The 17,238-nt window shown below is 55.5% G+C and carries 10 protein-coding genes; 9 read left to right on the forward strand and 1 reads right to left on the reverse strand.

The features are described from left to right. From ACFOTD_RS09485 to ACFOTD_RS09495, 3 genes are all read left to right on the forward strand, one after another. Positions 1-875: IS256 family transposase (locus ACFOTD_RS09485; protein WP_378118022.1), on the forward strand; the 875-nt coding region annotated here is incomplete at its 5' end. 451 nt (positions 876-1,326) lie between these two features. Continuing rightward, positions 1,327-3,048 carry an Imm51 family immunity protein gene (locus ACFOTD_RS09490; RefSeq protein WP_378118024.1) on the forward strand — a complete coding sequence of 574 codons (1,722 nt, stop codon included), beginning with the start codon at positions 1,327-1,329 and terminating at the stop codon, positions 3,046-3,048. 107 nt (positions 3,049-3,155) lie between these two features. Continuing rightward, on the forward strand, positions 3,156-4,325 hold the full coding sequence (locus tag ACFOTD_RS09495) for an alpha-D-ribose 1-methylphosphonate 5-triphosphate diphosphatase (protein WP_378118026.1): 1,170 nt from the start codon (positions 3,156-3,158) through the stop codon (positions 4,323-4,325). A gap of 16 nt (positions 4,326-4,341) precedes the next feature. Here ACFOTD_RS09495 and sspI read toward each other — a convergent pair whose 3' ends face one another. After that, positions 4,342-4,587, reverse strand: a complete 246-nt coding sequence (gene sspI, locus ACFOTD_RS09500) for a small acid-soluble spore protein SspI (RefSeq protein WP_378118028.1) — start codon at positions 4,585-4,587, stop codon at positions 4,342-4,344. Positions 4,588-4,757: 170 nt separating this feature from the next. On the opposite strand from sspI, the gene ACFOTD_RS09505 reads away from it, so the two are divergent. The 6 genes from ACFOTD_RS09505 to ACFOTD_RS09530 all read left to right on the forward strand — a co-directional run bounded on the left by ACFOTD_RS09505 (position 4,758) and on the right by ACFOTD_RS09530 (position 17,122). Beyond that, positions 4,758-5,432 (forward strand): potassium channel family protein, encoded by a 675-nt coding sequence (locus ACFOTD_RS09505; protein ID WP_378118030.1) that lies wholly within the window; start codon positions 4,758-4,760, stop codon positions 5,430-5,432. Further along, positions 5,419-6,285 (forward strand): TrmH family RNA methyltransferase, encoded by an 867-nt coding sequence (locus tag ACFOTD_RS09510; RefSeq protein ID WP_378118032.1) that lies wholly within the window; start codon positions 5,419-5,421, stop codon positions 6,283-6,285. Before ACFOTD_RS09505 ends, ACFOTD_RS09510 begins: the two co-directional genes overlap by 14 nt. 360 nt (positions 6,286-6,645) lie before the next feature. Next, entirely contained in the window at positions 6,646-8,670 is a 2,025-nt protein-coding gene (locus tag ACFOTD_RS09515; protein ID WP_378118034.1) for a sugar-binding protein, read from the forward strand. A 296-nt stretch (positions 8,671-8,966) separates the two neighbouring features. Continuing rightward, complete coding sequence (locus ACFOTD_RS09520) at positions 8,967-13,916, forward strand: InlB B-repeat-containing protein (protein ID WP_378118036.1); 4,950 nt, start codon at positions 8,967-8,969, stop codon at positions 13,914-13,916. A 297-nt stretch (positions 13,917-14,213) separates the two neighbouring features. Beyond that, positions 14,214-15,770: a sensor histidine kinase gene (locus ACFOTD_RS09525; protein ID WP_378118038.1), complete on the forward strand. Its 1,557-nt coding sequence runs from the start codon at positions 14,214-14,216 to the stop codon at positions 15,768-15,770. After that, complete coding sequence (locus ACFOTD_RS09530; RefSeq protein WP_378118040.1) at positions 15,767-17,122, forward strand: response regulator transcription factor; 1,356 nt, start codon at positions 15,767-15,769, stop codon at positions 17,120-17,122. The genes ACFOTD_RS09525 and ACFOTD_RS09530 overlap by 4 nt, the downstream gene beginning before the upstream one ends. The last annotated feature ends 116 nt before the right edge of the window (positions 17,123-17,238 follow it).

The following is a 17,238-nucleotide window of genomic DNA, read 5'->3' on the forward strand; positions in this document are numbered from 1 at the left end:
ACGTGGCTCGTTTTATTGAGGGTATGTTCGGCAGCCATTATTCGCCTACAACGATTAGCAACATTACGGCAACCGTGCTCGAAGACATCCAGGCCTGGCAGCAGCGTCCACTGCAAAAGCGTTATGCTGTTATCTACTTGGACGGTCTCTACGTCAAGCTCAAACGCAGCACCGTGAGCGGCGAAGTCATCTACTTTGCTATGGGCGTCGACGAGGACGGACGCCGTCAAATCCTCGGCTTTTACGTCGGTGGCCAGGAGAGCTCAAACGGCTGGCGCGAGGTACTTAAGGATTTGTACAACCGCGGCGCCACCGAGGTGCTGCTCGGCGTTTTTGACGGCTTGTCAGGGCTCGAGGAGGCCTTCCGCGAGACCTATCCGAAGGCCGACGTGCAGCACTGCGTCGTGCACAAGGTCCGAGCCACTTTCCCCAAGATCCGCGTCCAGCACCGAGCGGATGTGATTGCTGATCTCAAGACCATCTACACGGCTGCGGACCATGACTTGGCTCTCGCCGCCTTCGACACTGTCGCCGCCAAATGGGGAAAGTTGTACCCCAAAGAAATGAAAGCGTGGAAGGAGCAGCTGCCGACGCTGCTTACGTTCTACAAATATCCGCCTTTAATCAAGGACGCCATCTACACCTCCAATCCAATCGAGCGGATGAACAAAGAAATCCGAAAACGTCTGAAACCGATGAACAGCCTGACCAACATGGACGCTGCCGAAAAGATTGTTTATCTCGAAGCCGTGGACTACAACGAACGCTTCGAGAACCGCGTCATCCGCGGCTTTGGCGATCCTGTTGTAAAGAAAAAACTCGCTGAGATGTTTGAGGAACGATACCCTGCTCATGCAATGGAAAAAGCGGAATAGAACTCCCGCGCCTTCGCTTGAGCTGCGTCCCCCAACTTCTCGACATCTACATGCGCATAACGATGAGATGCCTTACTTACACAAACTTCTTGACGCTACCCATCCGTACATGTATTTTCTATGAACCAACGACACTTGATAAAATACATGCAAATATACAGGTAAATGTAACGTAAAAGCTGGAAATGGGGCAGAGGGAGGAAAATAGATGCGCTTTTGCATCTATCCTGATTAAAAGGGCCGATATCGGCGGAAATAGATGTATATTTGCAGGAATTATAGAAAAAGAGCAATGCGGGATTATAGCGCAACCCATCGGAACGGCTGGTGGATGAGGTCATCGACAGGCATTCCGCACCAATCGAGATGTTGAACCGTGCCGAATTTGGGTAAAAGCAATTGATTCTGTTTTGAAACATCCAAATCTATACATAATCGGAGGGCACAGGCCGTGGACAAAGACCTGATCGAGCAATTGGATGCCTGGCATCGCAAGAGCAGTTACGGCAATATCGTCGACAGGATCGAGCAAATTCCCCCGGAAGAGCGGGACTACGCGCTAACCAGCCACCTGGCCAGAGCCTACAACAATCTCGATCGCTACGAGGAGGCGCTGACGCTGCTGCTGTCGTTGGCGGATCAAGGCGCCGAAGACGCGCTGTGGCATTTTCGCACCGGGTATTCCTACTACTATCTGGATCGGTACGAAGAGGCGATTGCGGCGTTCGAGCAGGCGGATCGCCTGGATCCTTCGGACGAGCTGACGCTGCAGCTGCTGAGATTGAGCCGCGCGGAAGCCGAGCGGCTCGCCTTGCAGCCGACGTCCGCGGGCAGTGATCCGGAAGTGCCGTTCGAGCAATTGGACTTTTCGGATTTCTGGGAAGACAGCGATTATGCGCGCGAGAGCTACGTGTCCGATCCGCCGACGGACGAACTGATCGCCGAGGTGGAGGAGGAGCTTGGGTACAAGCTGCCGGCCGCATACATTCACCTGATGAAGCTGCAAAACGGCGGCATCCCGCGCAATACGTGCTTTCCGACGAAAGGGCCGACTTCATGGGCCGATGACCATATCGCGATTACGGCCATCATGGGTATCGGGCGGGACAAAAGCTATTCGCTGAGCGGAGAATTCGGAAGCCCGTTCATGATCGGCGAGTGGGGGTATCCCGACATCGGCGTCGTAGTGTGCGACTGCCCGTCAGCCGGCCACGACGTTGTCATGCTCGATTACCGCGATTGCGGACCGCAAGGCGAGCCCCAGGTCATCCATGTCGATCAGGAGCAGGATTACCGCATCACGTTCCTTGCTTCGAGCTTCGAGGACTTTATCCGCGGACTGGTGAACGAAGAAGTGTACGACACCTCTGCCGAGGATGCGGAGCAGGATCTGATGCGGGTAACCGACGGCCAGTTTACGCCGCTGCTGGCGGAGCTGTGCGGCAATGTAACGGAATTCGAAGCGATCGAGGCGCTGATCCGGGCCGTGGGCAGAAAAATCGTGGCAGAAAAAGGCTACTTTTCCCTCCATGCCGACAGGCTGTCGAACCTGATGTACGACGTGCAGTTCTGGCTGTATACCAAGGCGTATCCGCAAACAGACCAGGAAGCTTATCTGAAGCGTTATCCGGACATGCTCGTGTTCGGCGAAGGATTTTCCACGAACGGCTATGCGCCGGATTTTGTGTCGGATTGGCTGGAAGACCGGATACGTAAGGGAATGATCGAGCCGGATAACGGCGGGTTGCGGTTCACCGACGAAGCGGCGGCGCAAGTGATCGCGGAGTTGAGAAACGAAGCCGCGGCGGCCGGACGTAGCGGCGAAGAGGAGCGCGAGCTGGACGAGGAGCTGGCACCATTTAAGCTCGTTCGGTACGGCGACAGCGCCTCCGTCATATTGAGCGCCGGCATTTACAAGCAGGAGCTGTTCCGCACGCGCGAGGACGAAGGCTTCGAAGGAAGCGGCTACGATTGGGGTTCGCTGGCAGCCGTGTTCCTGGAGGAGCGGATGCCCGAGTTGTCCGGCGTCGTCCGGTTCGATCCCGAGGCTGACATGTTCAGCGCTTATTCCGGCGACCGGGAAGCGGTCGTCCGCTTCGCCCGCGCCTTCAAGGCAGCCTGCGAGGACGACGCACTGATCCGGGACTTATTCTCCCGGGCCGAATTGGACTGACCACCGGACCCAGGTTCGATGCCCCCAACGCTCAAAGTTGCTCACCTGAGGGCGTATGTGAAATACTATCCTTATCGTATAAGGAGTAGTCGGGGGAGAGCGGAGCAATGGGAGAAAAGCTGTGGATTCGTAATGGTAAAGTCGTGCTGCCCGGGAGCGTGGAGCAAGCCGATATTTTCGTCGAGAACGGACGAATCGCCCGGATCGGGCGCAGCGGCGCAAGCGGCGCCGGCGGAGACGTGACGACGATCGATGCGGAGGGCGCTTATGTCCTGCCGGGTCTGGTCGATATTCATTGCGATGCGATCGAAAAGGAAACGGAGCCGCGGCCGAACACGCTTTTTCCGATGGAGATGGCTTTCTTGCAGTTCGAGCGCAAGCTCGCCGGGCATGGCATCACGACGATGTATCACTCGCTGTCGCTTGGCGTGGGTCTAAGCCTTCGGGGCGAGCATCTCGTGTCGGAGATGATCGGCACGATCCGGCGGCTCAGCGCGCAGCGGTCGATGATACGCCATCGCGTCCATCTGCGTTACGAAGTATCCCATCTGACCGGCTTTCCGCTGGCGGAACGCCTCATTCGCGAGGGGCAGATCGATTATTTGTCGTTGATGGATCATGCGCCGGGTCAGGGACAATACCGCCGTCCGGGCGCCTTCCATCGTTATGTGATGAAAAATCAGGGCGTCGACGCGGAGGAATGCGAGCGGATCGTCGAGGAGCTGCAGTCGCGCCGGGCGCTGATCGATTGGGATAATCTGCGACAGCTTACCGGGCTTGCTAGGCAACACGGCATCGCGGTGGCTTCCCACGATGACGATACGCCGGACCAGGTGGACCGCTCGATGGCTCTCGGCGCATCGATCAGCGAATTTCCGCTGAATCTTGAGACGGCCGCATACGCTTCCGGACAAGGGATGAAAATATGCGTAGGCGCTCCGAACATCGTGCGAGGCGGCTCGCACGACAAAAACCTGACGGCCATGGAAGCCGTCAGGGCGGGCGTCGCCGGCATCGTTTGCTCGGATTATCATCCGGCGTCGCTGCTTCAATCGTTATTCGGCATGTATGCGGACGGCATTCCGCTCCATCAAGCCGTGCGGATGGCATCGCTCGAGCCGGCGACGGCGCTAGGTCAAGCGGCAAGCGCGGGTTCGATCGAGCCGGGCAAGCTTGCGGACCTGCTCGTCGTCAGGACGATCGGCGCCGTGCCTGTCGTTACGGATACGATCGTCGAAGGGACGATCGTTTCGCAGACGCGGGATTTTCGCATGTAAGTAATCAGGTCGTGAATCAGGTCGTGGGGGCGGTGGCGGTATTCGCCGCTCCCGTTCTCGTCGCTAGCTGGGCATGCAGGGTGTCGACAAGCTGCTCGCGTATTTCCTCGGTGCTATGCGTCCAGATCATCTCGAAAAGCACGCCGATACCGGGCAGCGTCACCTCGGCATTGCCGATCGAATCCTCGATCGTGGCTCTCAGCTCGGCCTTGCTCTTGCCTTCGACGCGTTGGAAAATGGCTTCTCGCAGGGTGACGTTCACGGTTCTGATCCTCCTCGAAGCGGTCGTCCGCAGACCGGGGCATAGCCGAATCCGCCGCGAATTATAGCGTCTCCGAGCCGAGGGGCTGTTATCCGGCGCGCGGGTCCGTGTTATAATGGAAAACACGAAAAGCGAAGCCGGCAAGGCAAGAACGAGGAGGAACCTTCGGCATGGCCAAGGGCAAAAAGCAATTCGCCGTCATCGGTCTCGGGCGCTTCGGCTCAAGCGTCGCGCAGTATCTGGCGAAAATGGGTTACGAAGTGCTCGCGGTCGACGAGAATCAAGAGCGCGTGCAGGAAATGGCGAACGTGGTCACCCACGCCGTCTCGGCGGATTCGACGGACGAGGAAGCGCTGAAGGCGCTCGGCATCCGCAATCTGGACGTCGTGGTTGTCGCGATCGGCCAAGACATCCAGGCGAGCATTCTGACGACGCTGGTCCTCAAGGACCTGGGCGTGCCCCGCATTATCGTCAAGGCGCAGAACGAGCTTCACGGCAAGGTGCTGAACAAGATCGGCGCCGACAAAGTCGTGTTCCCCGAACGGGACATGGGACTGCGGGTCGCGCACCATCTGATCTCGCCCAACATTATCGAGCATATCGAGCTTTCCCCGGACTATAGCATCGTTGAGCTGCAGGTCCCTTCGAATATGGCGGGCAAGACGCTTAGAGAGCTTGATTTTCGCGTAAAATACGGATGCAACGTCATGGCGATCAAGCACGGCGGGGAAAAAATGGACGTGACGCCGCGAGCCGACAAGCCGCTGCAGCGCACCGACGTGCTCGTCATCGTCGGCAACAACGGTCAACTGACCCAATTGGAGCAAGCCTATGCCAGCCTTTGAGCAAGCGATCTCCTCCGTCGCCAATCCTCGCGTAAAGGGATGGGCCAAGCTGTCCGAGCGCAAATACCGGCAGCAGAGCGGACGCTTCAAGCTCGAGGGCGTCCACCTGGTCAAGGAAGCGCTCGAAGCGGGATGGCCGCTCGAGGCGGTCGTCTTCGACGAGGGCTTCGGCTTGCCTGAGGAGCTGCTGCCTCACGCGGAGCGCGGCGGATCGGGAGTCGGGCAGGCCGCTGAGACGGCGTGGATCCCGGTCTCGCCGGACATTATCGCCAAGTGCAGCGAGACCGAGACGCCGCAGCCGGTATTCGCGGTGGCGCTAAAGCGAAGCGTCGGCCGGGACGAATTGTTCGGCGGCGGCTCGGGAAAGGACGCCGGCGCTCTTGGCGCTGTGCGCAGTCGCGGCCCCGTCGTCGTGCTCGACGGCGTGCAGGACCCGGGCAATGTCGGCACGATCGTGCGCTGCGCTGCGGCCAGCGGCGCTGCGGCCGTCGTACTCGGCAAAGGCACGGCCGACCTGTACAACGCCAAGACGCTGCGTGCCACGATGGGCGCGCTCTTCCGCGTGCCGGCGATCGAGGCCGATCTGAGCGAGCTCCTGCCCGAAGCGAAGCGGCAGGGCGCGGTCTTGTACGGAACGAGCCTGCAGGCGGAGCTGTCCTGCTACGAGATCGACTTGACCGGCGGCGATGTCTGGCTGCTATTCGGCAACGAAGGCGCGGGGCTGTCCGCACACGCACAGGCCCTCATCGATCGGCCGATCATCATCCCGATGACCGGATATGCCGAGTCGCTGAACGTCGCGATGGCCGCCACGGTGCTGCTGTTCGAGGCGCAGCGCCAGAGGATGGTTTAAAGGATAGAGGGACCCTACAGAAGCCACATTCCGTGACTCTTTAGGGTTATTTTTTTTATGTATTATGAAGACCAGAACGAATTCGTAAAAAGAAGAGCGCTCTTGGCACTCGCTTTTAACTCATTTTCTGGTGGATGCATCATTACGACATGAGGATCCGTCATCGCCATATCTAATCCGCCTTGTTAAACTGAGCGTGCATGGCGACATCCGCGCAACATTGCGGCAAGCAAGTTCTATCCTTTTACTGCGGGAGGCGAGCCTATTCGATTACGTTGATGTAGGAGTTACAGCTGCGTCCTTGCTTTAAGTCACCGTATTTTTGATAACGCTTTCAAAAAAGCAAAAGGAGCTGAACTTATGTTTAAACGTCTTTCGGTCTGGTTACTCGCATTCATGCTCTGTTTGCCGTTCTTGTCGATCGCTCCGAATGGCGCGAACGCCGCGCCCACGAACGGCAACTTCGGATTCGCAACCGGTTATTCCATCTTAACGATGAGCGATACCGATATGAACGCCTGGCTGGATGGCATGGCGGCTACCGGCGCAAAGTACGTTCGCTTCGATTTCAGCTGGGGGTTCATACAGTCGGGCGGATCCGCATCGTATGACTGGTCGCAGACGGACCGCGTCGTCAATGCGGCGATTGCCAAGGGCTTCAAAATCCTACCCGTTATCTCCCATCTTCCCGGTTGGGCGGGCACGCCAGCCACAATGAGCGCGACCAACTTCCAGAACTTTGTATATAATCTTGGGCTTCGGTATATTCCGAAAGGCATCACGGAATACGAAATGTGGAACGAGGCGAACATTCAAGGCTTTTCCCCGGCGAACTACGTTAATAAAATACTGATACCAGGCGCAAACGGCATTCGGCAAGCCGCGACGCAATTGGGGGCGAGCGTCACCGTCGTATCGACAGGATTATCGCCGGCCGCGACGAACGGTGTGGACTGGTCGATGCTGGACTATGTCACGGGCATATACGCGAACGGAGGGAAGAACTACTTCGACGCTTTAGGCGTGCATCCGTATACTTGGCCGAACGACCCTACAGTCATGACGAGTTGGAACTGGCTGCTGAAGACGCCCGAGTTGTACAACGTTATGGTCGCAAACGGAGACGGCAGCAAAAAGCTGTGGGTGACGGAGAACGGATTTCCGACGAGCACGACGAATGGCGTCACGGAAGCGCAGCAAGCCCAATATATCGCAAGCGCATATAACACTTGGAAGTCGTTTTCTTTTGCGGGCGGGCCGTACTTCATGTATTCGTATAAGGATCTGGGTACGAACGTCTCCAATCCGGAAGATTTCTTTGGTATTGTACGCTATAACGGTACGTTGAAGCCTGCGCATGCCACGGTCGTCAATCTGATCGCGAACAATCCAACTTCGGGGACGACAACGGCATTGAACATTACCGGCCCGATTACGGTGGACGGCAGTCTCAGCGAGTCGGGCTGGACGGTAGATACGGGCGTCAACAAAGTCGTGAGCGGCACGCCGAACAACACGGTTACTTATGACGTCATGTGGAACAGCAACTACTTGTATGTCGGCGTCAAAGTGCTCGACGGGAACCTGTACAAGGATTCGGCCAACGGCTGGGAAGACGATTCGGTGGAAATTTACGTCGATCCCGGCAACAACCACGCTACGACGTACGACGCCAACGACCGACAGTTTATCAAAGGGTACAACAACGCTGCCTTGTTCGAAAAGAACGGCAATACGTCCGGCGTGCTGCACGGCTGGACTGCGATCGCTGGCGGCTACAGCGTGGAATTGGCGATCCCTTGGAGCAATCTGGGCATTACGCCATCCAGCGGTGCGACGATCGGCCTCGATATCGGCATTAACGATGACGACAACGGCGGCACCCGCGACAGCCAGCTCGTATGGAACGGTACGATCGACAATTGGACGAATACGGTCAACTTCGGCGATGCTGTATTGTCGCCGACGACGACCGGTGCGCCGTTGACTTATTACCGTATTCAGAACCGTTGGAAGGACACCCAATTCCTTTATGACGGCGGCACTCGGGTCAATTACGGCAGCGGGACCGGAGATTCGTACTTATGGAGCCTGGAAACCTACGGCAGCTATACGCGGATTCGCAACAAAGCAACGGGAGAGTATATCAATATCAAAAACGGAGCGACCAACGTAGAGAGCACGGCGATTGCAGCAAGCGACGCCACGAGCCACTGGACGATTGCGAGCTCATCCGCGACGACGACGGCCAAATCGATCAAGAGCGCCTCGAACAACAGTTATATCAATAATGAGACGCAGCTCGGATACGTTACCTGCGATCGAACGACCGTCCCGTCCGATACGTCATGGTCTTCGGAGCAATGGTTCTTCGTTCAGCAGTAAGGCGCTCGCGCGAAGCTTGCTGCAGGTTGCGAGTCCAGTAGAATTTTAATCTAAAGAAAATCTACTTCCATTTGAACAGGGAGCAGGCCTTCGCGGCGCTGCTCCCTGTTTTTAGGCGGTTTCGGCATTTTAGATCAAGGTTAGGCATTCCGACGAAAAAAGGATAGAAACATTTCGCATGGATTTATTGTAATCGCTTAATATTCGTCCACATTCGCAATCGATATCTACCTCGAAAAAAAAACGGAGGTGATATATTTACGTGGCAATATAAAAAGATTGGAAGGGGAATTAACTTGAGCAGGAAATGGAATAAGGTTTTGGCACATGTGCTGATCTGGTGCATGGCAGTCGTTTCGTTCCCGTTTGTCACGGCTTCAAATCCGGTTTACGCAGACGAGCCGATAGAAGCGCCGGTCGCGGAGGCGGCCGCCGCAACGGGCAACGCCACGCCGGAACGCATTCGGGACGGCGTTATTTTGCATGCCTTTGACTGGAATTTAAGCGTCATACAGGAAAACCTGCAGGCGATTGCCGACGCAGGGTACACGGCGATCCAGACGTCGCCGATCATGGGCAGCTCCTCCGGGGGGGCCGGCTGGGCTTCTTCTTATACGCCCCGCAACATGGTCGCCGGCGGCAACGGCAACAAGTTCGGCGACAGGGACGCGTTCGTCAGCCTGACCACTGCAGCCAACGCGCTCGGCATCAAGGTCATCGTCGACGTGATCGCGAACCACATGGGCGCCGCCGCTAATTCGGATGCCCCGTGGAACGACAGCACGTATTTCCACAATGTGACCGGCAACGTAGGGTATAATGACCGTTTTCTTCTGACCCAACCGGAGATGATCAGCGGGCTGAGGGATCTGGACACGCACTCCAAGTTCGTTCAAGATTCCTACATCGCGTATTTGAAGGATATCATCGACGCTGGCGCGAGCGGCTTCCGCTATGACGCCATCAAGCACATCGAGCTGGACGACGACGCGCCCTCCCCGGCGAGCATCGCCGCAGGCGCCGCGAATCCGAAATATGCCGACGGGAAGTTCGCCAGCGATTACGTGAAAAACGTGACCGGCGCCGCCAAGGCGTACCTGGAGGAGAAGGGCAAGGTCAACTTCCAGTACGGCGAGGTGCTGCAAGGGGGAGACCCCAACATGGACAGGATGCAAGGCTATGCCAAGTATATCGACCTGACCGCTTCCAAGTACGGACATGATGTACGCGGCGTCCTCGAGGTAGGGGACATCGGTCGTCTAGACAAGTGGGCGGATTACGGCGCCGAGGGCCTGACGGCCGACCGGCTGGTGCCTTGGGTAGAATCCCACGATACCTACAACAACGAAGGGGAGTCCCTGAGCTTCAGCCCGAAGCAGATCAGACAGGGCTGGGCGATGATCGCCGCCCGGAAGGACGCTTCGCCCCTCTTCTTCGCCCGTAATGTCAACGCCGACGGTACGCAGCGAGGCAGCGTGCGGACCGCGGACAACGTCGCCAACAGCAAGCCTCAATGGACGCATCCCGAGGTCGTGGCCGTCAACAAGTTCCACAACGCGATGGCTGGACGCGACGAGAATCTGGTAAGTCTCGGCAACAATGCCGTCATGATCGAGCGCGGCACGACCGAAGCCGGCGGCGGCGCGGTGCTGGTCAACACCAGCAAGACCGACCGCGTACTGGGCAGCGTGCCGGTGAAGTTCCTGAAGGACGGCTCCTATGTGAACGTACTGAACCCAAGCAACGTGTTCACTGTAGCGAACGGCAGAATCAGCGGGACTCTTCCCGGCAACCCTGCCAAAGCATCGAATACCGACACCAATCCTAACCCGGGCCTCGTGGTCCTCATGGACAGGGAGAACGCAACGCCCGCCATTTTGGCCGCCTTGCCGAGCGATGACGACGTAATCGCAGGCAACAGCTTTACGGGCAATCAATTGAAGCTCAGGCTGTCGGCGGTTAATGTGACCGATGCCATGTATGCCGTCAACAACGGCGTCGCTGCGAGCTTTGCCAACGACGACACTATCACCGTGAGCGGCAATTATAACGATCCTATCACTGTAACCTTGATGGGCCGGGCAGCCGGCGGGAACTGGATTTCCGGGGAATTTACTTATACGAGGGTCGAGCCCGAAAAAGCGGTCGAACCGCCGATCGCGGAGCCGACGCACGTTAACGTTTATTTCTCCATCAACCGCAATGCGAATTACCAGGCTTGGGCCGGCTTCACCTACGGCGTGCGAGCTTACACGTTCAACCCCGAGCTGTTCGGCGGATGGCCGGGCGGCACGATGACGAGAATGAAATTCAACGGCGTCGACACCCATTGGTACATGATTAAGATGCCGCGGGCTGCCGTCGGGGGAATTATCTTCAACACCCGCACCAATGCGGACGTTCAACAGCAATCCAATCAACCGGCGATTACCGCTTCCATGCTCAATAATGAGCAATTGTATTTTTATGGAACCAATGCATCGAACTTTAACATCAACGGCTCGTCCGATACCGGCAATAACGCACGCGCCAACTGGGACACGGCGTTTGCCGCAGGCAACAATATCGGCTACGCAGCCAGCGGCATCTTCCCGCCGGGACGCAACGGCGTGATGTTCGACACGTCGGGCGGCAGCGCGGTCGCCAATCAATACGTCCGGGACGGCGCAAAAGCGACCCGGCCGGCGACCGATCCTACGCGCAGCGGTTATCTGTTCGACGGGAAATGGTACACCGATGCGGCGATGACGCAGGTCTACGATTTCGATAAGCCGGTGGTCAACACCCTCGGCGAAGATAACATATATGCGATGACCCTTTACGCCGGATGGATCAAGCTGGATGCGGACAAAGCCTTGGTCGATTTCAATGCCCAGGGCGGTAGCCCGGTCATGTCCGTTGCCAACGTCGTATACGGCACCAAGATTGCAGCGCCGCAACCGCCGGTCAGAAACGGTTATACGTTCGGCGGCTGGTACAAAGACTCGGAGTTCAAGAACGCATGGAACTTCGGCACGGATACGGTGGCGGCGTCGACGACGCTTTACGCCAAGTGGAACCTGATATCCTACGCTATCGCTTATAAGGACGGCGCAGCATCCGCAGTCATGCCGGGCACCGAGCCGGCCGTCTATACGATCGTAACGCCGGCGCTCGACCTGATCGCGCCGAGCCCGAAGGAAGGCTATTCCTTCATCGGCTGGTTCACCGATCCGCAATTCAAGCCGAGCTCCAAGCTCAACAGCATCGCTGAAGGCTCCGTAGGCGATCTGACGCTATACGCCCGCTTCGCGGCGAACAGCTACCATGTTGCGCTGGATCCGCAGAGCGGATCGGGCGGTACGGCAAGCGTATCGGTTTCTCACGGCGGCAAGCTGCCGATCGGCATCGCCCCGCCGGAAAGAGCCGGCTACGTGTTCAGAGGCTACTATGAAAACACGGACGGAAAAGGCCAGCAGTATTACAACAGCAGCGGCGTCCGCGTGTTCGAGGGCAACTGGTCGACCGCGTCCGTCACGAGCCTTAACGCGCACTGGGTTCTCCAGGGAGACCTGGACGCAGAAGCGGTATCGGCTGCCGTCGCGGCTCTCGAAGTGGGCTACGCCGAGGGCAACGATGCGGCGCTCGTCACGGGTAACGTGACGCTGCCGACTTCGGGAGTTGGCGGCGCCGCCATCTCCTGGTCCAGCGACAAGCCTAAAGTCGTTAGTGCGGAGGGTGAAGTCGTTCGTCCGGCCGTTGGCCAGGAAGACGCGACAGTGACCTTGACCGCAACCGTAACGAAGGGAGAAGCGACCGATAAGAAAATCTTCACGGTCGTCGTCAAGTCGATGACGATCGAAGACCGGTCGGCGCTCCGCCAAGCGATCGACGCAGCGCAAGCCTTGCTGGACGGGGCAGTCGAGGGCGCAAGCCCGGGACAATATCCGACGGGCTCCAAGGCTCCGCTGCAAACGGCCATCGCCTCGGCCGAAACGGTATACGGCGACCGGACGGTTACAGCGCAGCAATTGGACGATGCGCTGACAGCGCTGGCATCGGCGGCGGATACGTTTAAAAAGGCCGTCAATACGCAAGGTCCGGTCATCACACCTGATCCGACACCGACACCACCGACTCCGACACCGACACCGGCCGGCGACAACCAAGTCGTTACGACCTTTAATGACGAAGATCTGAAGCGGTTAAGCGGAGATCAGGTTCTGAGCGTAGCAAAGGATGCGACGCAGGTTCTGCTTCCGATCCAGGCTGCCGACCTGACCGGCAGCAAGCCGATCCGGATCCAGTTTAATGCCATCTCCATTGAGCTCCCTGCAGAAGTTCTCCGCGCAGCGCAATTGAGCGCGGCAGGCCAGCCGACGGACAAAACGAAAATTTCGCTGCAGGTCGTTCCTGTCTCGCAATCGAAAGCGGAGGAACTCCAAAATGCCGGACTACTGAATCGGAATTCCGTAAAAGTAGTCGGACAAATGTACGATTTCTCGCTGTCCATCGTTACCGAGGGCAACGAAGCGAAAAAGATCGGCGAATTCGCTAAGCCGCTCACGCTTCGGTTTGCGCTGGAGGGAGCGTTCAACAAGGATCTGACGGGCGTGTACTTCATCGGCGATCAAAATCAGCTTCAGTATGCGGGCGGTTCGATCGACAACAATGTCATTTCCGCGCAGGTTCGTCATTTCAGCACGTATGCCGTATTGGAAGTCAATAAGAGCTTCAACGACGTAAGCGAATCGAACTGGGCTTCTCCGGCCATCAAGTCGCTTGCCGCGAAGCAAATCGTAAATGGAACGACGGACACGGAATTCTCGCCGAATCGTTCCGTGTCGAGAGCGGAATTCGCGGCGCTGCTGACCAGATCGCTTGGTCTCCAATCGACGGGCACGAATCCGTTCAAGGATGTCAAGGGCGACGCATGGTATGCGGAAGCGGTGACGGCCGTATATGAAGCGGGAATCGTAACCGGCCGCGACCCGCAAACGTTTGAACCGGCCAAGACGATTACCAGGCAAGAAGCTGCAGTGATGTTGATGCGCGCCTATGCGTTCCGAAGCGGGAATCGCGGCGTACCGGCGGCAGGCGCCGCATTCTCGGATCAGGCAAACATCAGCGCATGGGCTCGGGATGCCGTGTCGCAGGCGAGCGCGCTGGGTCTCTTGAAAGGCAAGGGCGCAAATGTCTTCATGCCGCAGACTTCCCTGACGCGGGCAGAAGCCGCGCAGATCGTCTACACCCTTTTGAATATCTAATGATTGCAGCCATAAACCCTATGCCGAAAGGTACGGGGTTTATGGCTTGCTTATCTAGATGTAAGCGATGAGCGAAATCCGTGATAATATAAGGTGAGATCGGGAGGGAAGCTAGTGAAATTAGGTTTTATATCCAAGCGGTTTCGGCAATTCACGTTCAAGCACCGGATTATTTCAATATTTTTCCTGATCGTTTTGATCCCCTTCGTATGTCTGGGATTGGCTTCGCTCTTTACCATCAACTCGATCCTCGCCAATAAAGTCGGGACCTCTCTTCAGAGCAATCTCAAGCAAGATTTGCTGATTTTGGACAATACTTTAAATAACCTGAATCATGTGTCACAGCAGCTCGCTTTCGGAGGTGGGACGAACAAGATCTTAGAGCAGCTGCAGGAGGAGACGAGCCGATTCGAGATTATTAGACTTCGCAACGAGATGAAATACGAGCTGAACGTCGTTACCTTTTCAAACCCTAATGTCGGCTTGACGTTGTATTACAATCAAGATACAGGCGAATACGATTTTGAAAATTTCATGGTCAGAGAAACCTTTGACCCAAAGTTACTTCCAATTATGGAAAGCTATCCGGAGATTACTTATTTCGGTCCGCATAAAAGCTATAATAGATCGTCGAACCAATTGGTTTTCAGCATTATGCGCAAGGTAAACGTGGCCAATCAGGACATACACTTGTATGTGGAGACAGGCTTTAATATCGCTCAGAAGCTATTGGAATCCAAATCCTCGGACAGCAGATCGCGCAATCTCCTCATTCTCAACAATGAAGGCAGAATTACGTACACCCAGGATGAAGCGCATTTTCCTCTGAACAGCTTATTTCCCGGCGGCGACAAAAAAGTAACGTCCGGCATATACGGGCAATCCGTTTGGCATAAAGAAACGAGCAATCAAGGCTGGAGTCTCGTGTCGATCGTGCCCGAAAAGGAATTGAATCGGGAGAAAAATCAATGGTTTATGCAAATCGCGTTATATTTCTTGTTATTTGAATTGGCCGCGATCGGTCTCGCCATATTTTTATCGAGAATGGTCTACAAGCCGCTCGAGCGATTTAACATGGAAATTAAAAATCTGGTTCAATCCAATGCCAAGGATAATACCGAATTAACGAATATACCCGAATTCGATTATCTCCTCTTTAAGATTCGCGTGATGAAGAAGAAAGTATGGGAGCTGTACGGGGAAATTGAACAAAAAGAAAAGAGAAGGGCGGATTTAGAGGTAGAAAAACTATTGTATCAGATTAATCCGCATTTTCTGATGAATACGCTCGATACCGTGCATTGGCTGGCGATGATGAACGGGCAGGAGGAAATCGACAAGCTGACGCTCTCTCTCAATAAACTGCTGCAATATAATTTGGGGAAAATGGGCGGGGGAACGACGATTCAGGGCGAGATCGAAGCGTTGAAGGAATATTTGCAGCTTCAGAAAATCAGATACGACTTCCAGTTCGATGTCGATATCGACGTGGACGAGGAGGCGATGCAGCTGGAAATCCCGCGGTTCATCCTTCAGCCGTTGGTGGAAAATGCGCTTTATCATGGCGTCAGCGATGACGGTTACGTTCATGTCGATATTCGGTTAAATGAAGAGCTGGAAATTAAAGTGCAGGATAACGGGATCGGGATGACACCGGAAAAAATCCGGCAGCTCCTGAATGACGATCCTCCGGACGGCCAGAAGGTAGGAATGGGAATCGGCATGAAGTACGTAATCCGGATACTGGAGTCAAACTATGGAGACCTTGCGAAGTTTACGATAAAAAGCGAGATTGGCAGCGGTACGACCGTTTCCTTAAGCCTGCCTGTATATAGAGGTGAACAAAAATCATGATTCGCGTCCTGGTTGTCGACGATGAAAAAATGGTTCGTATCGGTCTGGTCAACTTCATGCCTTGGAAGGAATTCGGAATGGAAGTCGTAGGGGAAGCCAATAATGGCGAAAATGCGCTGAAGTTTATCGAGAATAACAAGGTGGATTTGCTGCTGACGGATCTCTCGATGCCGGTCATGTCCGGCATTGAGTTAATGAAAGAAGTAAGCAAGCATCACCAGCACGTTCAAGTGGTCGTGTTGACGCTTCATACCGATTTCGAATACGTGCAGGAGGCACTGCGGCTTGGCGCCATCGACTATATTGCCAAAACGCAGCTCGAGAAAGAGCAATTCGAGGACGTGCTGGGAAGAATCGCATCTTTATTGGATAAGAAGAAATTAGGGGTTCAGCAAAAGGAAAGAAGTCAAGTCGATCGGGTATATGTCGTTTATACGCTGAATCATCATAGCGACGATCCGAAATGGGACGCCTCCTTGCCCCAAGACGCCGTCGAGGTCGAAATGGGGGTATGGTATTGGAACGATATGCCCACTACCGCCTGGACATCGAGCGCCGGCCATGCCCTTGTCTGTTTTCGCGATCTGTTGGAACTGGACCGCAAGGCGATCGTGCAGCTTATTCGGACTTACCGCCGGAACGGCTTTTTCTATGATTATGATCCGGCGCGGACGCTTCTTGACATCCGGCGGGACGAGATCGTGAACATCGGGAAGGATAGCGGTCATGATCTGAATGAATTGAAAAGCAAATGGTTGTCACCGGATTGGGTGTACGACGACCGCATTTTCGAACAAATGCTTCAGGAACTGAATGCCTTCAAGCTTCCGCCGATTCGATTGACCCGATTGTTTTTCTCGCTGACGGACGAATGGAACAGGCTGTACGGCCAAACGATGGGGATCCATATTGTAATGGAAGATTCGTTCCAGTATTTTATGCAATTTGAAGCTTGGTTGAGCGGCGCAAGAGATGCGATCCGACAGGCGAATATAAAACCGCAGTTTTCCCTTGAGATTCAGAGCAGCATTGCGAAGGCGACGAATCTGGCCCAGACGATGATGAGCCAATCGCTGACGGCAGGAGAGATGGCGCAGATGGTCAATATGAGCAGCAGCTATTTCAGCCAATGCTTCAAGCAGATCGTAGGCAAAACGTACACCGATTATTTAAGAGAGATCCGTATGGAGCGGGCCAAGCATTACTTGCTGAATACGACCAAAACCATACAGTGGATAGCGGAGCAGGTCGGTTATAACGACGACAAATATTTCAGCCGATTATTCCGCGAGCATGTCGGCGTGCTGCCGAGCGACTACAGGCAAGCGGGCATGCACGACAAGCATAGTTAAACATAAACGCAAGCCAAGTAGATATTCGTCCGAAAACAGGTTAGACAGTTTTCGGACGAATTTTTTGTTTTTATCATCTTCATCGGATTGTCATCCTCATTTGCCATGGATCTTCT

The organism is Cohnella sp. GCM10012308 (assembly GCF_042649185.1).
GTDB lineage: Bacteria > Bacillota > Bacilli > Paenibacillales > Paenibacillaceae > Cohnella.